Genomic DNA, 24,443 nt, shown 5'->3' on the forward strand with positions numbered 1-24,443 from the left:
AATGAAAAAGTTATATCATAATCCTATTTGTCCTCTTTCAAGACAAGCCCGTGTCTTCTTAAAAGAATTAGATATAGAGTTTACTACGACTAAAGAAGATTATTGGCAATTCAATAAAGATTTCTTAAAAATAAATCCCGCCGGAACTTTACCTATTTTAGCAGAATCATACGGCTTATTTGTGGTAGGTATTTATCCTTTTGTTGAATATCTTAATAGCAAATATCCGAATTTTAATTTTTTAGATGAAGATATTGATATTTGTTGTGAAATTAGACGATTATTCTTTTGGTTTAACGATAAATTTTATCGTGAAGTTACTAAGATTATTATCGATGAAAAAGTTATAAGATCAATTGCTAAAATGAGCAGCCCACGAACCGAGTTTTTACGTGCTGCAAAAAATAATTTAAATTATCACTTAGAATATATAACTTCTTTACTAGAAAAAAGAAGTTATCTTGTATCGGATTCACTAACTATTGCTGATATTGCCGCAAGTTGTCACTTATCGGTACTCGATTATTTCGGTGAGATTTATTGGGATAAATGGACGCTTATCAAACATTGGTATTCACTAATTAAATCAAGACCGGCTTTTAGGTTATTACTACAAGATAGAATCCCTGGCTTTACCCCTCCAAACTATTATACAGATTTAGATTTTTGAATAGACTTCTTCAGAAACTCTACTTCTAGAGGTAATTTGTGTGTCAATTCGCTGCTCGCATCCTTTACGTACTTCTATGTACGCTGCGGTGCTGTACTGCATGTTTCCTACAAATTCCTCTCTATACGCGAGTTTCCGAAGAAGTCTAATATATAATTTAATAATTTGATTCTTTCCGTATCATGAGCTTTTAGTATTTTACGAATATTATTAAGAGATTGATTTTTTATAAGTGCAGGCTCATATTCAAGATGAACTCCACTTAAAATAGCTGTCCCGTCGCCGTAAGCACATTTTATTATTGCAGCCTGAGAATCCTCATAACTTGCTATTATTTCAGTATCTTTGGTATTTTCTACATCAATAAAATATCCACCGCCATTATAAAAAGCATAACAATCCTTAATATTTAAATTAAGTGTTGGATTTATTTTTAGATAAGCGGCTCTTGCTCCTTTATGTGAATTGTAATAATAAGGAGCAAGCAATGGTCCTCTAACCGTTCCATTGAAAATCTTTAATTCTCTTTTACTTATAACCTCTATATTTGTTCCTTTAGCGAATTCTACATAGTTACCGCTGTAGTAACTACCTGCACATATCCCAAGAAAATTACCACCGTTTTTAATATAATTCTTTATATTAGCATTTCCTTTGCCTTGCAATTTTTGTACATAGTATAAATCTCTTCCACCGAGTAAAATAAATAATAAGGTGTTTTGAATCCACTTTTCGTCTATAATTTCTTGTGCAGTAATATAATCTACGTTATACTTTGGAGCATAAAGTCTTAAGGTATGCACGCAATGCTTAATACTTTCTTTTGAAACTCCTAGATCATTATAAATTTTTATTTTCATTTTTATATTCTTGACAAGGACATTATATAATTCTATTTAGTGTAATTACTTAAAAATAAATCATACGGTAATTTTATGCAACTTAATTCAATCTCACTACCGTTAACCACAAGGCAAGCAATAGAAATAGTTTTAGGAGTGGCATTACTTACTATTTGTTCACAAATAGTAATACCTATAAAGCCTATATTTATTTCATTGCAAACCGTTGCAGTGATATTCATCGGACTTACATATAATAAGACTACCGCACCTTTAACAATATTATCTTTCATAACTCTTGGAGCAATGGGAATCCCTGTGTTCGGAGAATTTTCAAGCGGTTTACGAATATTATTTGGTCCTACCGGAGGATATTTAGCAGGTTTTGTAATTGCCGTATATGTTATGGCTAGCTTAAAAGATAAAATTTTTACTTCTAATAAATGGTTAAATCAGATATCTTTATGTTTGATCGGTAATATAATTATTATGAGTTTAGGCTGGATGTGGCTCTCTACACTCTTAGGAGCAAGCGGTGCATTTTACGGCGGCGTATTACCTTTTATAATACCGGGAATAATTAAATCAGTATTATTAATTGGACTTACCAATGCAGTAAAACCAAAAACTCGATGAACTTCAGTATTGCCTAAAAACAGTTGATCTAAAGTTTCGATGTTATTCCCGCGTAAGCGGAAATAACATCGAATAGGTTTTTCGAGCCATGCAAAAACACCACCTTTGCAGGAATGGCATCGACCTTTAAGTTAACAATAAATATGGTATAACTTTATCATTCATGAAAAAAATCAATAACAATGCTAATGCCGCATTTTCCGGTGCCGACCTGGAAAAATAACATTAAATATGATCTTGAAAATATAGCAAGACTTTTAAGAGCCTTAGGTAACTCTCATTTAAGGCTTCCTCCCGTCATACATATAGCAGGTACAAACGGTAAAGGTTCAAGCAGTGCTATGCTTAAAAGCATCTTTACGCTTGCCGGTTATAAGGTACATTGCTATACATCTCCTCATTTATTAGAATTTAATGAACGAATCGTAGTAGCAGGTGAGAAAATCTCGGATAATGAATTATGGCAGGTTTGTGAGCAGGTGAGGGTAGCAAGCGAAAAATTTAATATTGAACCTAGCTTCTTTGAAGGTACTACGGCAGCAGCGTTTCTAGCATTTGAGAAAACAAAAGCCGATATATTAATTTTAGAGACGGGACTAGGCGGTCGGTTAGACGCAACAAATATAGTAGAACGACCGTTAATTACTTTAATTACACCTATTTCACATGATCATATGCATATGCTGGGTAATACATTACCCCTAATAGCAGTTGAGAAAGCTGGTATTATGAAGCCTTGCGTTCCTTGCGTTATAAGTATGCAAGCTTTGGAAGTTTATGAAACATTATTTGCAAAGGCTGAAGAGTTAGAAGTCCCGAGTTTCTGTTATGAATATGATTTCAGTATTAAAAAGACGGGCAACGGATTTATTTATTTATCACGAAATTTTACCTATGAGTTTCCGACTCCTTCGCTACTTGGTGATCATCAATTAATAAATGCTGCAAGCGTTATTGCCTTAATAAGCCTTATTAACAAACAATTTAATATTAATAATGAGGTTATTGCTAAAGGATTACAAAATACTATTTGGCCTGCTAGAATCGAAAAAATAGAACCAAAAAAATATTCTAAATTAATAGGTGATAATGTTCAAATTTGGATAGACGCAGCTCACAATAATAGCGGAGCTCAAGTTTTAACAAATTGGATGCGTGATAATTTAAAATCATCGATATATTTAATACTCGGTATGACTAAAAATAGGAATATCGAGGAATTTTGCTCTTACTTTAAGGGTTTAACAATTAAAGGTTACGGCGTTAAAGTTTTATCCGAACCGCTAAGCCATAGTGCAGAAACAATAAATTTGGAAGGCAGAAAGAGTGGTATTGATTTTAGCAAAAGCGACTCACTAGAAGAAGCGATTAGTGATATAAAGAAGATAAACGGCGATAATAAAGCAAATATTATAATAACCGGATCGCTTTATTTAGCTTCCGATTTTCATAAGTTACTTTGATGTCATTTCTGCGTGGATACTAAATCGTCATTGCGAGCAACTGCAAGGAACGTGGCAATCTCATAAAGTAGGGTTCCTGGGATTACTTCGTCAAAATTTTCAATTTTTCCTTGCAATGACGTATTGATTCTCGCTATAAATATATAAAAACCAACATAGGAGAAAATAACATGACCTATTGCAACAAATCTAATCAAACCTCATATCCTTTTATCTTACCTGGTTTGCCTTATGAGAAAGAAAGTTTTAAACCACATTTTACTCTCGAGACTTTTGATTATCATCATGGTAAGCATCATAATGCTTATGTACAAAATCTAAACAATTTACTCAAAGATAAAGAAGAATTACAAAAAAAAGATTTGGAAGAAATAATCGAATGGTCATCACAAAACTCAAATGCGGCTATTTTTAATAACGCAGCCCAAATATGGAATCATACCTTTTTTTGGCATTCAATAAAGCCGCAGGGCGGAGGTAAGCCAAACGGTAAAATATTAGAACAAATTAATAAAGATTTCGGTAGTTTTGAAGAGTTTTGCAAACAGTTTAAGCAAGAGGCAGTAGGGCAGTTCGGTAGCGGCTGGGCATGGCTTGTATATCACGATAATAGGTTACAAATTATAAAAACCGCTAATGCCGGTACACCTATAGCAAACGGTATGAAGCCGCTTCTTGCATGTGATGTATGGGAACATGCTTATTATATTGATTATCGTAACAAACGACCTGATTATATTGACATATTTATTAAGCATATGATTAACTGGAAGTTTGTAGAAGATAACTTAATAAAATAAAACTATGGCTGATATAAAGGTAAGAAAACATCCTATTACTAATAATCTGAAGCAAGAGTCAAAAACTCCTATAGTTAATGAGCAATCTGATATATTAGAGGAGTTAAAAGACCTACAAAAAACTCAACAATCTTCTAGCAATCAAACAAAAACATTGCAGGAATTAGAGCAAGCACAGAAAGCTCGAATATATAGCTTTTAGTGGAGGAGGAGCTAAGGGAGCAATATATTCCGGAGCTTATGAAGCAGCAAAAAAAGCTGGTATTTTAGATAATGTCAAGGCAGTAGCAGGTTCTTCCGCTGGTGCTATAACTGCCACAGTGGTAGCTCTTGGGACACCGCCTGAGCGATTTGAAGAAATTTCTAAAAATACAAATCTGCAAACTTTACTTGGAAAAAAAAGGATTTTCTGTGGGTATAGTACAGTTAAATAAAGACGGTAAACCTTTATATGCTCTATTAGAACTTGTTATTAAAGAAAATATAGGAAATTTTTTACAGAGATCAGATATAGTAAATGTTAAGGATGATAAAGCTCTTGATGAATTAAGAGAAAGACACAACCAAAAAGACGGTAAAATATATTTTAAGGATATAGCGTTACTGCGAAAATACGATCCAGTGCAGTATAAGGATTTAGTAATTACGGCAACTCAGCAAGAGACAAGTAAACTAACTATTTTCAATAGCTTTGATACGCCAAATGTTGAAATTGCTTTAGCTTGCCGTGCTTCTGCTTCTATACCGCTTGTTTTTAAGCCGGTAGAAATTGACGGTAAAAAATATATCGACGGTGGATATAGAGATAATATACCGACAAAATATTTTAAAGGCAATGAACCGGAATTTGATACAAAAGCAGTAACTGATAATATGGAGGAGATTACCTTAGCTAAAAAGCAAGGTAGAACTCTAGCTATGGCTTTTGGTACGGGTATGGAAGCTAATGCAAATATTGCTATATATAGTGCAAAAAAATTTGAAAGCCCAAGTGATATCGTAAAGTTTTTAGCTGATATATTATTTAAGATGCTTGCAAAAGTAGGAGGAAAATTTAAATATACTGAAACTCTAAGAGCAACTAATGAGCAGTTACGTGAAAATGCTTTAAACACTGTTGTTTTAGATACTGCCGGAATAGATACTTTGGATTTCAAAGATGCACAAAAATATTCTGATTATTTGCATATTAAAGGATATTGTCAAACTAGAGAACATTTGAATAATCATGACCTTGGCAAAGAAGCAGATAAAATATTTGACCATCAAAAATTTCTACTAAATGTTTATGAAGTTTATGATAATAAAAATCTACATAAAACATTTGGCACTAAATTGTTAGAAATGTTTATTCCGTCAAAAGAAAATAATACTTCTAAATGGCAAGAAGGAGTTATTGAAAATCATGATGATAAAGCAAAGATGTTATTATCATTTTGTAAAACCGGAGCATTAAACGAAAAAGAATTAAATGAAAAGCTTAAAGAATATGTAATTATTGCTGCAACTAGTCGTAATAATACACTAAAAGCCGATACAAACTCATTGAACGCTTTGTTGTATACCTTAAACGATACTGCTGCTTCAAGTAAAATAAAAGATAGTTTCATTGAGGTACTTGGAATAGATAAAAATAAAGATGTAAGATTTGATAAAACTAAAACCTTTGATGAAAATATTGCTAAGTTTAAATTTACTAAACAAGATTTAGAAAGCTTTATAACTAAGAGTAAAAGCGAAGCACCAAAAATTCAAAGCAAACATAGTGTAGCTACAAGTCATGTCAGTAGAGGGTGAGTTAGGTGTTTTTATGTCATTCCCGCTTTCGCGGGAATGACATAGAGCGGGCTTTTCGAGCCATGCAACAAAGCTTGCCTTTCCCTGCAATGACGGCTACTAAAAAAATGAATATCGGTAAATTTAAACTAATTGTTTTTGACAAGCTAGACAGTACAAACTCTGAGGCTATGAGAATGGCTCAGAATGCTAAAGTTGATTCAAACTATGCAGTACTTGCCAAATCTCAAACTAACGGACGTGGTAGAAACGGCAAAAACTGGCAGTCTAGGTCAGGTAACTTACATGTAAGTTTACTAATAAAGCCTGATAAAGAGCTAGAATTATTGCCGCAATTATCTTTTGTTATGGCACTTAGCGTTTATGATAGTATAACCTCTTTATGTCACTCCCATAGTTCTCTATGTCATTCCAGCTTTCGCGGGAATGACATAGAGAACGAAAATAACATTATACAACTAAAATGGCCCAATGATGTATTAATTAACGGTCGGAAAATTGCCGGTATACTTCTTGAATCTGTTAAAGTAGAAAATAATTATTACCTTATTATCGGTATCGGCATTAATATTACCTATCACCCTGATAATATCGACCAGCCTACTACTAGCTTAATAAGCGAAAATCTACCACCCATAGAACCGCAAGCTTTACTTGAGATATTAATAGAAAATTTTGAAGAATATTATCAAATTTGGCATAATAACGGTTTTCCTTTTATTAGAAAAAAATGGTTAGAACATGCTTATAAGTTATATGAAAATATTAGCATTAAATATCAAAATGATATAGTAAACGGTCTTTTTAAAGATATCGATAATACCGGCAGAATAATATTGCAACTACCTTCCAAAAAAATAATCTCTTTTTCCACTGCTGAACTTTTTTTTAGCAAAAATATTACTAAATTTAAATTTTAGATTTAATTTTTGTTAACTTCTACTTAAGCTCCAATTTAACAAGGTAATAAATATATGCCCCAAGAGAATAACAACCCAAGTTATCTGTCTCAAGTGTTTTTAACAAATGCATATGATGAGCAATTAAACGAATTTAAAAAACTCTCTTCTAATAACATCGTACATTAATGCAAGATTTTTATAAAATTGAAAAAGCTTTAAATGTACATTATTTACGGGTAATAATAACGCATGTGAAGGTTTAGCAGAATTATATGACGAAGTAATAAAAAAAAATGCCTAATTATGAACTTCAAAATATAAATATAACACAATTTAGAGATATTATGGTCTTAGTCAAGAGAACTTAAGCATGAAAAATATATAAATACCTCCTTATTGCCAGTAAATATTAATGAAAAATTTCTCAAACCAAGTGTTGTTACTCATGTAAAAACTATTGAAATATGTCAACAGCAAAATAGTGAAGATCCTTTCGCAATTAACGAGGATGAAATTATTGAAAATTTTAATCTCACTCTTGATAGCCTCCGTATATTTGTAACAATAGACTATTCAGGGCTTGTATCCTCAATAACTATAGACGAAGATGAAATAAAATAATAACCTCAGAATATAATTTATGTAATATATTATAGGAATATGGATTATGAAAGCAACTCCTATTTCAGCTCAAAAATTTATACAACTAACTCCTGAATATTTATATGAAAAAGGTAAAAAATCTTATCAAGATGCTTTACTGGAAGAAGAGATTTCTAAGCAACAAGAAAAATTTATACCATATTATATTTTCAAGGTGCTATGTTTTTAGGAAGTAATGATGCTTGTGCATATTTATCAGAATTTTATAAAAATGGAAATCACCTTGGAATTAATAAGGAACAACTAAGTAATTTAATAAAAATTGTAATTAATATAGGAAAATTTTTACATCATAGCAAGTTAACAAATTCTGTATGTTTAAAAGATTTTGGGATATCTGATTACTCTGAACTTAAAGAGCTAGCTATAATAGAAAATGGATATATGAATGCAGTACAGAGAGAATGGTGTAAAATTCCCGTTCCTGAATACTTAATTCTTTCTAATTTAAAATCAATTGTAACAGATTTTAATAGCACTTTACCCACTGAGTACCATCTAATTACCGATGAAAGTGTTTTTGAGTGTAAAGAAGCAATAAACGAATTTACCGTATTGGGTAGCAATAAAGATAAGCATAAACCTATAATTCAAAAACCTCAAGAAACAGAAACAATAATAAAGCCTACTAACGCCCAATCTCAATCTATAACTTCAAAACCAATAGAAGAATATAGAGAGTATGTTAAGAATGATGATTACGGGCTAACAGGCGCAACACACTGCACCATATCTTAAAAAAATAAAGGGATAAAAATAATGATAAATAACCAAGATAAAAAATTAACTTCTGATGCAATGTTTACAGCAGCACGAGATCAATATATAACAGACATCAACCGGCTACTTATTAGATCAGAAACTAAAAGAACGAAAACATTATATGTGAATTACATCAAAAAATTAAAAGAAACATTCTTTTGCGGGCAAGGGGAGACAGCTTACTATTTATCTCAATTTTATTATAACAGCTGATCAGTTAAAAAAGATATTATTAAGGGAGATTTTATTCTTTTAATAGGGAAAAAATGCGGTGATCAAAATTGTATGGTTTTGGATTATAAAAATGATGATCCTTTATCTGAAGGGCTTAAAGTTTTGGCTGTAAAATGTACTAGAGTTATTATAAGCTCCAAGTCAAAATATAAATCAGAAATAACCAATTAGAAATAACCAATGCAATAAAAAAGGAAGCTGAATCTGCTATTATTGAATTTATAAAAGATACTGAAATAAAAGACATATTCAGTATTATCGATAACACGTCACACAATATATCTAATACTCCGGAGCTATTAACATAACCTGATAACATCGTTAGAATTAAGTGGACCATTAGATAAGCCTAAAAAAATGACAGTTTAAGCATGTTAATGCTGCTTTCTAAAGTAAATGAACCGACAAAATATAATAATGCTGATAATAAAGAACCTCCACCACCTGTTCCCTTACAGCAGACAGAATTAAATATCGCACAACAAATAGAGATTCTTGGGTTAGGCGAAGATACAGAAAAAAATAATAATTGCTTCGTTAAAAAATGTTTAATTCTATAAAAACCAATAAAATCTTTTATCTATCACCGGTAAATCAGTTGCTTAAGGCAGGTTTAAGACAACAAGAAATGTTTTTTGTTTTTCACGATAAATGGCCTTCTTATACTAAAAAAGCAGTTAATCTATTGTTTGAGTCGGCAGTAGAAAATTTGACCTGTGCTATGCTACTTGGTGAAGAAGAGGCAATATTGCCTCTATCGCAGCTTTATTGTAGCGGTACTATTTACAATATTTTACCGGATTTAGTTTTTGGTGATTATATTATTTTAATAGGTCAAAAACTTGGATATAAATCATGCCAAAATATTCCTTTAAGAATGATTACTAATACTAAGTGTTTAGAAAAGTAGCTAGATAGTCTCGCTATTACTATATACTTCTAATATGTTATTTTATTATCGTAATTTTAAATGCATAAGTAATGATGTTAAAAAAAATTATTAGAGATTGCAATGAGCAATTTGATAAAGCATGGCATTTTTGTAAATTTGAATATTCCTATTCAACATTATTATCTTTTGAAATGCCGGAAGAAGAAGCCGAAAAACTTGAAAGAAGTACCTTTGATAGGTACAAAATCTACTGATGATAATAAATATTTGAGATCTTAAATGTTACTCCTGTCATCCAGCAACTTGTGAGATAGATCCAGTCTTTTTAAATTTTTTTATGGATCCTGTGGTCAAGTTAGCCTTGTTGCGTGGATAGGTTTATGTCATTCCCACGTAAGCGGGAATGACATTGAGTAGGTTTTTCGAGCTATGCAACAAAGCCGGTCAAGCCACGGGATGACACCGTATTTTTCGATCCATACAACACCCACCTCTTAGTGTTAGCATTTTTTCAGTTATATTATCTTAATAGGTCCTGTGATCAAGTCACGAGGTGACAACAGAAAATAGGTAATAAATATATGAAAAAAAATAATCTACAGCAATCAAACTTTCGACAATATGGAAATAAAATCCATAACTGATAAAGAGGTAGTAATTATTGGCTATGCGAGTGTTTATAATCTTATCGATCATCATAATGATACACTTGTGAAGGGGGCTTTTGCAAATGCTTCTAATCATAACGTAAAATTTCTTTGGCAACACGACAGTAAAAAATCTATCGGGATTATTACTTATTTGGCTGAAAATAATCAAGGTTTAAAAATGGAAGCGGTGATAAATAATAAGGTCAAGGCAGGAATGGTGGCGATAGAGCTAATAAAGCAAAGAGCAATAGACCGATCATCTATAGGTTTTTATATAAAAAGCTCGGTTTATAATGATGCAAGGCAAAGAGTAATTACTAAAGCAGAGCTTTTAGAGATAAGCATTGTTACTTTTCCAGATAATCAAAATGCTAAAATTTTATATATTACCAAAAGTCAAGATGTAGAATATCAAGATAAAATCAATGAGTTGGAGGAAAAGCTATATAATATGCAAAATATTTTAGAAATACCAAATAGTATTAATATAGAAAATCAGGAACAAAAAACTCGTTTATTAATTACGTACGTAAAGGCGAAGATAATGGGCTTATGCAAAAGTCATCTCTAAATAGTAGTACGGAAACAGTGGGCATTTTAATATTACAGACTTTATATAACAGTATCATCACTGAAATAAATGCTAGATCACCAATGAGGCAGTTAGCTTCGATTGAAACAATTTCTACGAATGCACTTGATATAATAAGCAAGGACGGCAAATTTAGCAGTGGCTGGATTGGGGAAGTAGAAGCTCGAGAAGAGGCTCCGGCAGCGAAGTTAAAGCAGCAGCGTATTTTTGTTCATAAACTATATGCACAGTCTAAAGCTAGCCAGGCATTACTTGAGGATACAACTTAGGGTTGAAAATTGGTTCGGCGAAAGATTGCGTGATAGTTTCGTTAAAATGGAAAATAATGCGTTTATCAATGGTAACGGTATAAAAAAACCTAGAGATATTTTATCACCTGACCATAATAAAATCGAGAAGATTAAGATGGGTAATAAAATTACCGTCGATGGGCTGCTTGATTTTATAAACTCCCTTAAAGAAGAATATTTAGTGAATGCAACTTTGCTCATGAATCGTATTACTTTATCAGAAATTCAGAAGCTTAAAGATCACCAAGGACGTTTTATTTAGCAGTCTTCACTATCCGATTCCTTTAAGCAAACTATATTTGGAGCACTGGTAGTTTGTAGCTCCGCTATGCCTCCTATAGATAAAAAGGGAAATGCTATAGCGATAGGTGACTTTAAAGCAGGTTATAAAATAGTAGATAGAAGTGGTATTAATATTATACGTGATCCTTACACTGAAAAGCCTTTTATAAAGTTTTATGCCGTAAAGAGAGTAGGGGGTGATGTGGTGAACCAAGAAGCTATTAAGAGTGGGGTATTTAATTAGATATGCTTATATGTCATTCCCGCGAAGGCGGGAATGACATAAACAATCCATGCAGGCAACGCCTACAACTACAAGTGGGCTAGGATGACATCTTACTTAATTTAAAAGGTAATAAAATAACAAAAACGGTCGTGAAAAATTTTCAGCATTAAATTAAATTTTTAAAAAATATTGCAGGAGAAGAAATGGAAGAGGATAGATGGGTAGAGAAATTAACAAGCTATGCCGAAATTAAACCACTATGCGATAGTAAATTCCTTGCTCTAGAAAATATAAGCTTCGGACATATAATAACAGAAGGATATTTTTTATTTAAAATAAGATTTATTAAAAATATCACTACTAAAATGCGTATTTTATTTAAAGAACGGGAATTTGAAATTAAACGAATTATTAACGTTGAAGAAAAGGGTAAATTTTTAAATATAATAGCGTTGGAAATATATGTATCATGATTTTATCTACAATTTGCAGCTAAGTTTGTATAAATTACTTATAAACGATAATGAAATCAAAACTAAAATTAATAAAATATATTTTTCTGTTGTTCAGGATGCAAAATGTCCGTTCTTACTTGTTAATATATTGAATATTAATAATATATCTACTAATGTACAAAATATAATGCAGCTGGAATTTGAAATATGTATTTTTACTAATGATAAAAACCACAATATTTGCTCTAAGCCTTGCTAGTAAAATAAGCGATAAAATAGGGTTTCACACTAGCAAAGACTTAGTCAGTACAAAACTGATAATGAATTATCAGGCATTATTAAAGCAAAAAATAGGAGTATAAAATGCATTTAATCGCAGGGCTAGATATAAGTAGTCTATTAAAATCAAGGAAGAAATTCGAAGAGTTTCGTAAACAACTGAGCAGAATAAAGCCGGCAGTATCCAATCTTTTGAATTTTGTTATGAACTAGCTTGGAAAACAATGAAACGCTTTTGTGAAAAATCCGGCAAAACACCTTATATTTTAAAGGATGTATTTCGGGAAGCAGCGGTTAGCTGGTTGATTTCTGACCCTAGAATATGGTTTAAATTTATAGAGATTCGTAACATTACGGTTCATACTTATAATGAAAAAAATTTAGAACTAGTAATTAGTATTTTTGATGATTTTTCTGATGCTTTAAATGAGCTTATAAATAATTTGGAGAAATATAGTGATTCAGATTGAAAAGCAAGATTTGTTAATATTACGTTCTATACTTGGGAAATATACTTATAAATTTTATGCCTACGATTCAAGGATTAAAGGTAATGCAAAAAAATTCTCCGATCTTGATCTTTGTATTATGGATGATATTAATTATGAAGTTTTGCTTGAAATTAGGGAGGCACTAGACGAATCTAATATATCAATACATATAGATATAAAAAGATGGAATATAGATATGAATGAAGATTTTCGCTCTTTAATTAAAAATTATCTTATGCTTTTTAATTAACAGCTCAGGTATCTTATGAATTTTCACGATATACGCATGCCGGAATTTATTGAAAGTTTTGTGGTTAGGAAGCCGGAATTTTCTACTTCTCACGCTATAACTAAATCTGGTAGAGAAGCAAGACATTTAGATCACAACTATGGCTGTCAGAAATATTTAATCAAAAATGCAAGGTTAAGCAGTACGGAATTTGAGCAATTTAATAGCTTTTTTAAAGCAAGACGTGGAAGTAATTTTGCTTTGAGATTTAGGAATTATGCAGATTATAGAGGAATTAACGAAGTTATTGCTAAAGGGGACGGTAATTTAAATAAATTTCAGCTAAGGAAGATATATAGCAATCCTATTGCTCCTTACGAACAAGTTATCACTAAACCGATTAATAATAGTGTAATTCTATATATTAATAATGTAAGAACTATGGGCATTGCAGATTACAACGATGGTATAGTGACCTTACCAAGTCCCTTAGGTCAAGATGTAATTTTAACTGCTGATTTTACTTTTGACGTAGCAGTTAGATTTAGTATATATAGATAGTTTTGAATATTCTTATTGTAATGACGGTTCTATAGCGTTATCCAACATAGAGTTAGTGGAGGTGATTATATGAGTATTGCGATTGAAGAGGTAATTTTACAAAGCTTACGAATTTTGTTTATTGTTTTCAAATTAAGCGAGCTAGCCTAGCGGTGAGGAATTAAACTTAACAAATAGTGATCATGCTATAAAAAGTGAAGAGAGAGTTTTTTTACCGAATGCCGGTTTAGATTTAAAAGAAGCGGAATTTAACGATTCCCCACAAAACCATATAATCATTGAAGCTATTTTTGAAGAAAACGGCATTACGACGACAATGGATTTTAATAATGCTATTGTTAAAATAATAATATATACTGACAAGGTTTTTGAGCATTTCGTTACATATTATTGCACTTTATATACAAAATACGATTTAAACTTTAAAATACATTTAAAACCTGAAGCGGTAAAATATAATCAGACTATAATTAATCGATATAGCAAAACATGTAGAGCAGTTTTCGGAGATAGTCAATGTAAAATAGATAAAGCTTTATATAGTGGCATATATAAGGTTAAAGAAATGCTCAAGGAAAGTTTAAGAATACTAGATTTAGATAAAGAAAACGACTATTATAACGGTGGTCAAATCATATTCAGCGAAAATCGTTTTAACAGTAAAGTTCTAAGCAATTTCGGTGATTTGATTATATTAGAGGATATTATACCGGATTATGTTAAAGATGCCGAGGAAGTAAAAATTACTGCCGAATGTGATAAAAATTTTATAACCTGTTGCAATAAATTTAATAATGCTATAAATTTTAGGGGCGAACCGTTAATACCAAAAACAGATTTTATAAATTTAGTATAATCAATGAAACAAAGTTTTATAAAACTAATATATGCAGAGCTAAAGAATATAATAAATATGAAAAGCTCCAAACAACAAAAAAAAGAAATGCAATTAATTGATTATTTTAAAATAGTTGAAAGTAATATATTATATACATTTCAAAAAATAAAAAAGGAATATGAAAGAGACTAAACGTTTTTTTAACAAAAATAATAGATTAAATAAAGGTTATGCTAAGACTTTTAGTGTAAACGAACCTGATAATAATTTTTACCGTAAAAAATTTGAACATATATTACCGCCAATTGATTTAATCAGTGAGTATGAGAGTATTTATCCCGGTACTTTACAGGAATTAATGCATATGGCACAAAAAGAACAAGCTCATAAGCATGCTATAGACCTAAAAAACTTAAAAATACAGGCAAGAGTCACTAAATTAACACGAATCTGTTTATTAATATTTGGAATTTGCCTTATAGTTTCAATTTTTTTAAAACTTTCTAAATAAAATTAAAGATAAAATATTTTATTTACTTGTAATTTTAAATAAAATAAGTTAAATGCAATATATATTTATTTATAAACACAATACGGAGAAATTTTATTTCTAAAAATAATTTTCCTAAGGCTAATAGAGAAATCAGAGCTAGAGAAGTTCGTTTAGTAGGCGAAAACGGCGAAATGCACGGCGTCGTAAATATTAGAGAAGCATTAGATATGGCGGAAAGAGCCGATCTTGACTTAGTCGAGATATCACCAAATGCCGTACCCCCTGTCTGTAAAATTCTAGATTTTGGTAAGTTTAAGTACGAAAGCAAAAAACGTTTGCATGAAGCACGCAAAAAGCAAAAAATCATCGTACTTAAAGAAATGAAATTTAAACCTAATATTAGTATAGGTGATTTTGAAACTAAGCTAAGAAAAATAAAAGAATTTTTAAAAGACGGAGATAAAGTAAAAATTTCTTTATGGTTTAAGGGACGAGAGATTCTTCATAAAGAGGTCGGTCAAGCACTATTTAAACGTATAGAAGTAGGACTCGAAGGACTCGTTAAAATCGATCAGCATGCTAAAATGGAAGGTAAGCAGATGATAATGATCGTTAGCCCTGATATTAAGGTGCAATAGCTACTCAAATCATCATTGCGCGCGAACGTAGAGAGTGTGGCAATCTCAAGAATTGTAGTCGAGGCTTTGCCTCTCCTCGCAATGACGTGTAATAACAACAATAAAAAATCAAATCTAAATAAGTTATGCCGATTAAAATTTTAATGCCTGCTTTATCTCCAACTATGACGGAAGGAAATCTAGCTAGGTGGTTAAAAAAAGAAGGGGACAAAGTTAATCCTGGAGAAGTAATTGCTGAAATTGAAACCGATAAAGCAACGATGGAAGTAGAAGCAGTAGACGAAGGTATACTTGCCAAAATAGTTATCCCACAAAATAGTCAAAATGTACCTGTTAACTCTTTAATTGCCGTGTTAAGTGAAGAGGGAGAAGAAAAAACGGACATTGATGCGTTTATTGAAAAAAATAATAGTGTATCACCGTCACCGAAAACAGATGCTAATCTTCCGAAACCCAATGAAAACATAGCTAATATAGAAGAACAGGTAACAGTTATAAAACATGATGCTAGTAAAATATTCGCCTCACCGCTTGCAAAAAGACTTGCAAAAATGGGAAATATTAGATTTGAGAGCGTGCAAGGTAGCGGTCCACACGGTAGAATAGTCAAACAGGATATCTTATCATATACTCCTAGCACTGCTCATAATAAAATAGTTAGCAGAAATCCTGAAGAATATCGTTTAGTACCAAATAATAATATCCGCAAGATTATAGCCAAGCGTCTGCTTGAATCTAAACAAACAGTTCCACATTTTTATTTATCTATAGAATGTAATGTCGATAAATTGTTAGATATAAGAGAAGACATTAATAAATCTTCTTCTGAAGATAAATCAACAAGGATATCGGTTAATGATTTTATTATTTTAGCAGTAGCCAAAGCTTTACAAGAAGTGCCAAATGCCAATGCTAGCTGGGGAGAAGGTGCAATTAAATATTACAATAATGTCGATATTTCAGTAGCGGTAGCGATTGAGAACGGGCTTGTTACGCCGATAGTTAAAAATGCCAATCAAAAAAACATTCTAGAACTATCTCGTGAAATGAAAGAATTAATAAAGAAAGCAAAAGATAATAAATTAACCCCTGAAGAATTTCAGGGCGGAGGGTTTACCATTTCTAACCTCGGTATGTATGGTATTAAGAATTTCAATGCTATAATTAACCCACCGCAAAGTTGTATAATGGGCGTCGGAGCTAGTGCAAAACGTGCTATAGTCAAGAATGATCAAATAACTATAGCAACAATTATGGACATAACTCTTTCTGCCGATCACCGAGTAGTAGACGGAGCAGTCGGTGCTGAGTTCTTGACAGCATTTAAAAAGTTTATAGAGAGTCCGGTTTTGATGTTGATATAAATCGTCATTGCGAGCAGCCATAGGCCGCATGGCAATCTCGTCAAATATCCTAAGATTGCTTCGTCGAAACTTTCAGTTTCTTCTCATAATAACGTTGAAATCTCACCCATAAACAAATTACAATAAAATAACATGAGTTTTTCAGATAATTTAGCAAAAGTTTTAGATAAATACGAAAATTTAGGCAACAAACTATCTTCCGGCATTATGGGAGACGAGTTTGTTAAGGCATCTAAAGAATATGCAGAACTTGAAGATGTTGTAGCAAAAATTAAAGAATATAATAAGGCTAAATCTGAGCTTGAAGAAGCAAATAATTTAAAGCTAGAAGTGGGACTTGATAATGCCACTTTAAAAATGATTGAAGACGAAATACACACTCTTGAAAATTCGTTACCAAAACTTGAAAGAGCCCTAAAAATTGCTTTATTACCGAAAGATGATGCGGATAGTAAAAGTGCTATTATTGAAGTTAGAGCAGGAAGCGGCGGAGAAGAAGCTGCACTTTTTGCTGCCGTACTTTTTAACATGTATCAAAGATATGCTGAGTTAAAAGGATGGCGTTTTGAGATATTAGCAATTTCCAATACGGGAATAGGCGGTTATAAAGAAGCATCGGCGTCAATAAAAGGCAAAGGTGTATTCTCTAAGCTCAAATTTGAGTCAGGCGTTCATAGAGTACAGAGAGTACCGGAAACGGAATCACAAGGACGTATTCATACTTCGGCAGCAACGGTTGCAGTACTTCCTGAGGCTGAAGAGGTTGATATTCAAATTGAAGATAAAGACTTAAGAATCGATACTTATAGAGCTTCAGGGGCTGGTGGACAGCACGTTAATACTACCGATTCTGCCGTACGTATAACTCATATCCCTACCGGTATTACCGTAGCCTTGCAAGATGAGAAGTCACAGCATAAAAATAAAGCAAAGGCGTTAAAAATTCTACGTGCTAGAATTTATGAAGAAGAACGATGTAAAAAGGAACAAAAAAGAGCCGATAGCAGAAGAGGGCAGGTAGGTTCGGGAGATCGTTCGGAGCGGATACGTACTTATAATTTCCCACAAGGAAGAATATCTGACCATAGAATAAACTTAACACTTTATAAGATAGATGAAGTAGTTAAAAACGGACAATTAGATGAGTTTGTTGAAGCTTTAATTGCAGATGATGAAGCTAAAAAACTTTTGGGGATATACAGCAAAAATACAGCCTAATAAACAAATGAAACCACAAGCATCTATAAACGGTAAAATCTGGCAGCAGAAACTGATTAACGAAGATATAGTCACCGAGTTATGTCGTAGTTTTAAAATTAGTGATTTACTTGCTAGGATAGTATCATTAAGAGTAAATAATCTAGAGGAAGTAGAAAATTTTTTGATACCGAAAATCAAAAATTTATTACCTGATCCTTTTCATCTACTTGATATGGAAAAGGCTGTAGATAGAACCGTTACAGCTATTTTAAATAACCAAAAAATATGTATCTTTGCTGATTATGATGTAGACGGTGCTACTTCAGCCGCTTTACTTAAAAATATTTTTAGAGATTTAAATATACTATGTGATATTTATGTTCCCGATCGTATAGCTGAAGGATACGGTCCAACTCCTTTTGCTATGCAAAAAATTAAAGATAACAGCACAGAATTATTAATTACGGTTGATTGCGGTGCTATGGCACATGAAGCCCTAAAATACGCAAAAGGCGTTAACCTTGATGTTATAGTAATCGATCATCATATAGCTACGGAAATATTACCTGATGCAGTAGCTATAGTAAATCCAAATCGTATTGATGAAAAAAGCGAATATAAACATTTGGCAGCTGTAGGAGTTGCTTTCTTATTTGCAACTGCAATATTATCGAATTTAAAGAAGCAAAATTATTTCACGCAAACAATGCTTCAGCCTAATCTAATGAAGTATCTAGATTTAGTGGCTCTTGGTACTGTTTGCGATATGATGAAATTAACAGGCTTAAATCGTGCATTTGTTGCAAGCGGATTGAAAGTAATGCAACAAAGACAAAATATAGGGATTAAAACATTATATGATATGGCAGGACTTAATGAAATACCAAAATGTTATCATTTAGGGTTTATTCTAGGTCCGCGTATCAATGCGGGCGGTAGAGTAGGAAAGTCAAGTTTAGGGGCTAATCTCCTATCTACTAGTTGTTCTAATGAAGCAAATAAATTAGCTGAAGAACTTGAAAAACATAATAATGAGCGTAAAGTAATTGAGTTATTAATGATAGAAGAAGCGATGGCAATTGCTTTGACACAACAAGATAGTAGTTTATTATTTATCGTAAAAGAAGGATGGCATCCAGGCGTTATAGGAGTCGTTGCCGGTAAATTAAAAGAAAAATTTGATAAGCCGGTGGCAGTTATAGCTTTAAATGACGGGATTGGTAAAGCTTCATGCCGTTCTATTTTAGGTATTGATTTTGGTGCTGAAATTATCAATGCTAAAAGCAAAAATTTGCTAATAGCAGGCGGAGGTCATGCTATGGCGGCAGGTTTTACCGTAACTGCTGACAAATTACAAGAATTGCAGAATTTTTTTAATAATGCTTTTAGAATTAGTATAAATAAACTAGAAAATTATAAGCATGCGGAATATGATATTGATTTAACGGTTAATAGTGTGAATTTCCCTTTAATGGAGGAATTAAACACTTTAGAGCCTTTCGGCCAAGGAAATCATGAGCCTATATTTAAATTCGATGATTTATTTGTATTAAAAGCGGATATCGTTGGAAGTAAGCATATCAAATGTATGCTTGTTCCAAATAAGCGAGGCTTTGGTAATAAAGCCTTATCTGCTATTGCTTTTAATTCGGTAGGAACTGCATTTGAAGATGTTTTATTAAGTCCTAAAGCAAAAAATATTGCCGCAATAGGAACGTTAAAAACTAATAACTGGCAAGATAATTATACTATTCAATTAATTATAAAAGATATAATTCTAAAAGAGTAGATAGCAAGTATATACAATAACAACTTAAAAAATAATAATTTATGAGCAATTTAAAGAAAACAAAAAATACTACAATTTCTAAAGACTTAGCAGAAGTACAAGAGCATTATCAAGATTATCCTTATCCTTTCAGAGACCCAAATCAAGAAAAAGAACGTTTACTTACAATGTGCGGTGAGTTCTTAGGAGAATTAAACCATTTTCTATATCAAGGAAAAGAAAATTTTAATAATAATTTTAGATGCTTAATAGCAGGCGGCGGCACCGGTGATTCGACTATTTATCTTGCCGAGCAGTTAAAAGATAAAAATGCTGAAATAATATATCTAGATTTCAGCAAGGCTAGCATGGAAGTAGCACAAAAACGTGCAGAAGTACGAGGTCTTAAGAATATTAAATGGATTAATGATTCAATATTAAATATACCTAATCTAAAACTTGGAAAATTCGATTATATAAATTGTACCGGCGTGCTTCATCATTTAGCAAATCCTGATGAAGGTTTAAAAAATCTAAAAGATTCTTTAAAGCCGACAGGCGGTATGGGTTTAATGGTATATGCTAAATACGGACGTACCGGTGTTTATCAAATTCAGGATTTAATGAAAATGATAAATAAAGATGCTAAAAGCCGTGTCGAAGAAGTAATGAACGGGAAGCTAATTCTAGATAATTTGCCTGCTACTAACTGGTATAAAAGAGGTTGGGAGTTATTTTCAGATTACCAAAATTACGGTGACGTCGGAGTTTATGATATGTTCTTGCACAAACAGGATAGAGCCTATTCCGTTCCTGAGTTATATGAATTCGTAGAAAAAGCAAGCTTAAATTTTGTTGATTACCTTGATCCTTTAGAGAAAATTTTATTAAGACCGGAAAATTATATAAAAGATTTTTCACTTCTACAAAAAGTTAAAAAAATGGATAAAGTAACTAGAGAAGCAATTTCTGAAATACTTACCGGTAATATTATTAAACATTCATTTTACGTATCAAATCAAAAAGACAGTGTAGCCTCTCTTGATGACCTTGATAATATACCGTACTTCCATAATATTGCCAATTTTGCTAAACAAATTTATGAGCATTTGGAATCTAATCCTTTAGCAGTAAATAATGCTATTAATTTTACTATTAATAATGGGATATTAAATAATGTTAATATCTCAATGTCGATATTTAGAAGCACTAAATATATTTTTAAATATATGGTAGAAGAGAAAAGTTTAAGAGAAATATTTGATGCGGTACGCAGCGAATTAAACCAAGAAATAAGCAATGAGGCCTTATTAAATGAAGTTAAAAACGTATGCATCCCATTACTTAATACAAATGTGTTATTGTTAAAATCAAAGGATTGCTAGAGTTACGTAGATTGATTTATCCGTCATTGCGAGAAGAGGTTACCAGGGTCATCATGAGCTACGCAAGCCGTAAGCTGTACGGTAATCTCATAAAATAATAATAAACTCCTAAGATTGCTTCGTAATTTTCTTGCAATGACCATTTATCGATTACCTGCTCGCAATGACGATTTGGGTTGACAATGTGCTATTAACGTTGTTAGTATGCTTTTACATACATAGACAGCTCTTATAAGCTAACAAGATAAATAATTCTTCAAACCGCAAGAATAAATAAAACTTTCTAAAAATCTAATTTGATTCCTAATTTAAATAAGTATATTACTTACCTTTAAACTTAATTGCTAACTCAACTTTTCAATTATAATCTATTAATAATAAAATAATGAACACAACTAATAAAGAATCCACAGCAGAACTTAACAATACCGAATCCAATAACAATCATAATAATTTTGCAGAGAACGGTAATATTATTAATTTAAAACAATTAAAACGTAAATTACCGGAGGAACTACAAGCTCAAGCAGAAGAATTAAAAATTGAAAATATTAATTCATTACTTAAACAAGAATTAGTTTTTGCAATTTTGAAAAAATCCGTAGAGCAGGGAGGTTTAATAGTGGGAGATGGGGTACTTGAAGTACTACCTGATGGATTTGGTTTTTTACGTTCGCCGGAAGTAAACTACTTAGCAGGCCCTGATGATATTTATATTTCTCCTAGTCAGATTCGTCGCTTTGGTCTGCGTACCGGTGATACTGTAGAAGGTCAGATCAGAGCTCCAAAAGCTGGAGAACGTTATTTTGCTTTACTGAAAGTCAATAGAGTAAATTTTGAAGACCCTTCTAAAGCTTATCATCGTGTTCATTTTGATAATTTAACCCCATTATATCCTGATGAAAAATTAGGATTAGAACTTGAAAATAATAGTAAAGATAGTAAGGATTTTAGTACACGGGTTATTGAACTTGTTGCCCCTATGGGTAAAGGACAACGTGCATTAATAGTAGCACCGCCTCGTACAGGTAAAACCGTATTATTACAAAATATAGCACATGCAATTACAACCAATAATCCGGAAGTATTTTTAATAGTACTGTTAATAGACGAAAGACCTGAAGAAGTAACCGATATGCAACGTTCCGTGCGTGGGGAGGTTGTTAGCTCTACTTTCGATGAACCGGCAAGTAGGCACGTGCAACTTGCAGAAATGGTTATCAAAAAAGCAAAGCGTTTAGTAGAACATAAAAAAGACGTGGTAATTTTAGTAGATGCGATAACACGTTTAGCTCGTGCTTATAATACCGTAGTGCCGTCATCAGGTAAAGTATTAACGGGCGGTGTTGATGCTAATGCTCTTCAAAGACCTAAAAGATTTTTCGGAGCAGCAAGAAATATTGAAAACGGTGGTTCGCTTACTATAATCGGTACGGCTTTAATTGAAACCGGTTCTCGTATGGATGAGGTAATTTTTGAGGAGTTTAAAGGTACGGGTAATTCCGAGATAGTTCTAGATCGTAAGATTGCCGATAAGCGTATTTATCCGGCTATTGATATAACTAGATCAGGAACTAGAAAAGAAGATTTATTAGTAGATAAAATAATATTAAATAAAATGTGGGTTCTTCGTCGTATTATCGATCCGATGGGTAGCAGTGAAGCAATAGAATTTTTACTTAAAAAACTTGAAAATACTAAAACTAACGGTGAGTTTTTTGAGATGATGAAGAGTCCTGAACGTCCTAAGAACGGTCTATAGTCAATTGATACCTATATTGTGCTTAGTTGTTCGTCGGCTCGCCTATTATTATAGGCTTCGCTCCTCATGCCTGTCACAGTATAGGTCTGAATTGACTATAGTATTCTAAAAAAGTATATAAAATCATGAGTATAACACCTGATTATTTAATTGAAAGAAGACAAATAAAATCTCGTTTGTTAATTTGGAAGCTAGCGGCTATTATTTTAATTGTGATCGTATTTTTACTAGTCGGTAAAGATTTTGCTCCAAAAGAGGTTTTACCTATTAATAGTAATGAAGACTATATAGCTTCCATATTAATAGACGAAATAATTCTTGAAGACGAAAAGCGTGACAAAAAGCTCAAAAAAATAATCGATGATTCTCATATTAAAGCGTTAATAGTTAACGTAAATTCTCCCGGCGGTACGGTAGTCGGCTCTGAAAAAATTTATAATATTCTGCGTAAAATATCCGCAAAAAAGCCGGTAGTGATAGTTATGGGAACAATGGCTGCAAGCGGCGGTTATTTAATCTCTCTTGGAGGTGATTATATTATCAGCCATAACGGGACTATTACGGGTTCAATCGGTGTAATACTACAAACAGCCGAGGTAACGGAGCTTGCTCAAAAATTGGGGATTAAGTTTAATAATTTCAAATCTGGTGAATTAAAAGCTGTACCAAATCCTACCGAAAAACTGACGGAAGCAATGCGGGTAACCATTATGGAAAATATAGAAGATACTTATAATTTCTTCCTTGAACTTGTTTCAGAGAGGCGTAATCTTCCTATAGAAGAAGTAAAAAAGCTCGCAGACGGACGAGTATATTCAGGTCGTCAGGCTTTAAAGTTAAAGCTTGTGGATGCTATAGGCTCGGAAGATACTGCATTAAAATGGTTACAGGAAGTTCAGAAAATTAATGTTAATCTACTAGTTAAAGATTATCAATTAAAACCAAAACCAAAATTAATGGACATAATACTTGAAGATTTTGACAGTATAGCACCTAGTTTTTTTAAAAATAGTTTTAATGGAATCAAAGCGATTTTTTAATAGATAAAATACATGATAAGCTGAATTCTTTTTCTAAAGAAGATGTTAAAGATTCAGTAGATTTAATTTTAGATTATTTAAACGAATCTCTTAAAGAACAAAAGCGTATCGAAATCAGAAATTTCGGTAATTTCTCTATCCGCAAACGCAAATTTCCTGAAAGCGAAAAATTCTATAATACAGTTTATTACAGAATGCCTAAAAATTTATTTAAGGAGTAAATAAGTTATGGAATAGGC

28 protein-coding genes and 4 pseudogenes are annotated in these 24,443 nt (G+C 32.1%); 30 read left to right on the plus strand and 2 right to left on the minus strand.

All coding sequences use genetic code 11. The features are described from left to right. Position 1 precedes the first annotated feature (1 nt). A complete protein-coding gene (locus AB4K15_RS04010; protein WP_500224623.1) occupies positions 2-670 on the plus strand; it encodes a glutathione S-transferase family protein in 669 nt (222 codons plus the stop codon). Here AB4K15_RS04010 and AB4K15_RS04015 read toward each other — a convergent pair. After that, positions 658-823 (minus strand): annotated as a pseudogene (locus tag AB4K15_RS04015) (palindromic element RPE1 domain-containing protein); the annotation flags it as partial. The gene AB4K15_RS04010 and the pseudogene AB4K15_RS04015 overlap by 13 nt on opposite strands. Then, complete coding sequence (locus AB4K15_RS04020) at positions 778-1,530, minus strand: BPL-N domain-containing protein (protein ID WP_500224620.1); 753 nt, start codon at positions 1,528-1,530, stop codon at positions 778-780. The gene AB4K15_RS04020 and the pseudogene AB4K15_RS04015, both read right to left, overlap by 46 nt. Before the next feature lie 75 nt (positions 1,531-1,605). On the opposite strand from AB4K15_RS04020, the gene AB4K15_RS04025 reads away from it, so the two are divergent. The 29 genes and pseudogenes from AB4K15_RS04025 (at position 1,606) to AB4K15_RS04165 (ending at position 24,425) form a co-directional block, all read left to right on the plus strand. Continuing rightward, positions 1,606-2,148: a biotin transporter BioY gene (locus AB4K15_RS04025; RefSeq protein WP_032074241.1), complete on the plus strand. Its 543-nt coding sequence runs from the start codon at positions 1,606-1,608 to the stop codon at positions 2,146-2,148. A gap of 182 nt (positions 2,149-2,330) precedes the next feature. Further along, positions 2,331-3,611 carry a bifunctional folylpolyglutamate synthase/dihydrofolate synthase gene (locus tag AB4K15_RS04030; RefSeq protein WP_032074242.1) on the plus strand — a complete coding sequence of 427 codons (1,281 nt, stop codon included), beginning with the start codon at positions 2,331-2,333 and terminating at the stop codon, positions 3,609-3,611. 170 nt (positions 3,612-3,781) lie between these two features. Next, positions 3,782-4,411, plus strand: a complete 630-nt coding sequence (locus tag AB4K15_RS04035; RefSeq protein WP_032074244.1) for a superoxide dismutase — start codon at positions 3,782-3,784, stop codon at positions 4,409-4,411. Between the two features lie 4 nt (positions 4,412-4,415). Further along, positions 4,416-6,208, plus strand: a pseudogene (locus AB4K15_RS04040) (patatin-like phospholipase family protein). Positions 6,209-6,315: 107 nt separating this feature from the next. Beyond that, positions 6,316-7,128, plus strand: a complete 813-nt coding sequence (locus tag AB4K15_RS04045) for a biotin--[acetyl-CoA-carboxylase] ligase (RefSeq protein WP_032074312.1) — start codon at positions 6,316-6,318, stop codon at positions 7,126-7,128. 378 nt (positions 7,129-7,506) lie between these two features. After that, complete coding sequence (locus tag AB4K15_RS04050) at positions 7,507-7,731, plus strand: hypothetical protein (RefSeq protein WP_500224617.1); 225 nt, start codon at positions 7,507-7,509, stop codon at positions 7,729-7,731. A 46-nt stretch (positions 7,732-7,777) separates the two neighbouring features. After that, a complete protein-coding gene (locus AB4K15_RS04055; RefSeq protein WP_500224616.1) occupies positions 7,778-7,942 on the plus strand; it encodes a hypothetical protein in 165 nt (54 codons plus the stop codon). After that, positions 7,933-8,511, plus strand: a complete 579-nt coding sequence (locus AB4K15_RS04060) for a hypothetical protein (RefSeq protein ID WP_500224614.1) — start codon at positions 7,933-7,935, stop codon at positions 8,509-8,511. The genes AB4K15_RS04055 and AB4K15_RS04060 overlap by 10 nt, the downstream gene beginning before the upstream one ends. Before the next feature lie 635 nt (positions 8,512-9,146). Beyond that, complete coding sequence (locus AB4K15_RS04065; protein WP_500224613.1) at positions 9,147-9,329, plus strand: hypothetical protein; 183 nt, start codon at positions 9,147-9,149, stop codon at positions 9,327-9,329. Further along, positions 9,314-9,679, plus strand: a complete 366-nt coding sequence (locus tag AB4K15_RS04070) for a hypothetical protein (RefSeq protein ID WP_500224611.1) — start codon at positions 9,314-9,316, stop codon at positions 9,677-9,679. The genes AB4K15_RS04065 and AB4K15_RS04070 overlap by 16 nt, the downstream gene beginning before the upstream one ends. A gap of 71 nt (positions 9,680-9,750) precedes the next feature. Beyond that, positions 9,751-9,915, plus strand: coding sequence for a hypothetical protein (locus tag AB4K15_RS04075; RefSeq protein ID WP_500224610.1), 165 nt, complete (start codon positions 9,751-9,753; stop codon positions 9,913-9,915). Positions 9,916-10,282: 367 nt separating this feature from the next. Further along, positions 10,283-10,882, plus strand: a complete 600-nt coding sequence (locus AB4K15_RS04080) for an HK97 family phage prohead protease (RefSeq protein WP_500224609.1) — start codon at positions 10,283-10,285, stop codon at positions 10,880-10,882. After that, positions 10,864-11,172, plus strand: coding sequence for a phage major capsid protein (locus tag AB4K15_RS04085; RefSeq protein WP_500224606.1), 309 nt, complete (start codon positions 10,864-10,866; stop codon positions 11,170-11,172). Before AB4K15_RS04080 ends, AB4K15_RS04085 begins: the two co-directional genes overlap by 19 nt. Then, a pseudogene (locus AB4K15_RS04090) lies at positions 11,126-11,719 on the plus strand (phage major capsid protein). Before AB4K15_RS04085 ends, AB4K15_RS04090 begins: the two are co-directional and overlap by 47 nt. Positions 11,720-11,904: 185 nt before the next feature. After that, positions 11,905-12,174 (plus strand): phage head closure protein, encoded by a 270-nt coding sequence (locus tag AB4K15_RS04095; RefSeq protein ID WP_500225703.1) that lies wholly within the window; start codon positions 11,905-11,907, stop codon positions 12,172-12,174. Positions 12,175-12,199: 25 nt separating this feature from the next. Next, the gene (locus tag AB4K15_RS04100; RefSeq protein WP_500224603.1) at positions 12,200-12,415 is read left to right on the plus strand and encodes a hypothetical protein; all 216 of its coding nucleotides are present in this window, start codon (positions 12,200-12,202) and stop codon (positions 12,413-12,415) included. 202 nt (positions 12,416-12,617) lie between these two features. Beyond that, positions 12,618-12,905, plus strand: a complete 288-nt coding sequence (locus tag AB4K15_RS04105) for an HI0074 family nucleotidyltransferase substrate-binding subunit (protein WP_048751055.1) — start codon at positions 12,618-12,620, stop codon at positions 12,903-12,905. Next, positions 12,892-13,176: a nucleotidyltransferase family protein gene (locus AB4K15_RS04110; RefSeq protein WP_032074248.1), complete on the plus strand. Its 285-nt coding sequence runs from the start codon at positions 12,892-12,894 to the stop codon at positions 13,174-13,176. Before AB4K15_RS04105 ends, AB4K15_RS04110 begins: the two co-directional genes overlap by 14 nt. 15 nt (positions 13,177-13,191) lie before the next feature. After that, positions 13,192-13,789 (plus strand): annotated as a pseudogene (locus AB4K15_RS04115) (phage distal tail protein, Rcc01695 family). 114 nt (positions 13,790-13,903) lie between these two features. Beyond that, positions 13,904-14,572: a phage/gene transfer agent baseplate hub protein gene (locus tag AB4K15_RS04120; protein ID WP_500225711.1), complete on the plus strand. Its 669-nt coding sequence runs from the start codon at positions 13,904-13,906 to the stop codon at positions 14,570-14,572. 160 nt (positions 14,573-14,732) lie between these two features. Further along, positions 14,733-15,065: a DUF2335 domain-containing protein gene (locus AB4K15_RS04125; protein WP_032074249.1), complete on the plus strand. Its 333-nt coding sequence runs from the start codon at positions 14,733-14,735 to the stop codon at positions 15,063-15,065. Positions 15,066-15,196: 131 nt separating this feature from the next. Continuing rightward, complete coding sequence (infC, locus tag AB4K15_RS04130; RefSeq protein WP_500225713.1) at positions 15,197-15,685, plus strand: translation initiation factor IF-3; 489 nt, start codon at positions 15,197-15,199, stop codon at positions 15,683-15,685. A gap of 125 nt (positions 15,686-15,810) precedes the next feature. Continuing rightward, positions 15,811-17,049: a pyruvate dehydrogenase complex dihydrolipoamide acetyltransferase gene (locus AB4K15_RS04135; RefSeq protein WP_032074251.1), complete on the plus strand. Its 1,239-nt coding sequence runs from the start codon at positions 15,811-15,813 to the stop codon at positions 17,047-17,049. 132 nt (positions 17,050-17,181) lie between these two features. Next, complete coding sequence (prfA, locus tag AB4K15_RS04140) at positions 17,182-18,267, plus strand: peptide chain release factor 1 (protein ID WP_500224600.1); 1,086 nt, start codon at positions 17,182-17,184, stop codon at positions 18,265-18,267. Between the two features lie 7 nt (positions 18,268-18,274). Continuing rightward, a complete protein-coding gene (gene recJ, locus AB4K15_RS04145; RefSeq protein WP_500225714.1) occupies positions 18,275-20,038 on the plus strand; it encodes a single-stranded-DNA-specific exonuclease RecJ in 1,764 nt (587 codons plus the stop codon). A 41-nt stretch (positions 20,039-20,079) separates the two neighbouring features. Further along, entirely contained in the window at positions 20,080-21,402 is a 1,323-nt protein-coding gene (locus AB4K15_RS04150; RefSeq protein ID WP_032074253.1) for a class I SAM-dependent methyltransferase, read from the plus strand. 385 nt (positions 21,403-21,787) lie between these two features. After that, positions 21,788-23,164, plus strand: a complete 1,377-nt coding sequence (gene rho, locus AB4K15_RS04155; protein WP_032074254.1) for a transcription termination factor Rho — start codon at positions 21,788-21,790, stop codon at positions 23,162-23,164. Between the two features lie 125 nt (positions 23,165-23,289). Continuing rightward, entirely contained in the window at positions 23,290-24,204 is a 915-nt protein-coding gene (sppA, locus tag AB4K15_RS04160; protein ID WP_032074255.1) for a signal peptide peptidase SppA, read from the plus strand. After that, positions 24,204-24,425, plus strand: coding sequence for an HU family DNA-binding protein (locus AB4K15_RS04165; RefSeq protein ID WP_084698837.1), 222 nt, complete (start codon positions 24,204-24,206; stop codon positions 24,423-24,425). Before sppA ends, AB4K15_RS04165 begins: the two co-directional genes overlap by 1 nt. The last annotated feature ends 18 nt before the right edge of the window (positions 24,426-24,443 follow it).

Origin of the sequence: Rickettsia aeschlimannii, from assembly GCF_047973405.1 — a bacterium.
Lineage (GTDB): Bacteria > Pseudomonadota > Alphaproteobacteria > Rickettsiales > Rickettsiaceae > Rickettsia > Rickettsia rickettsii.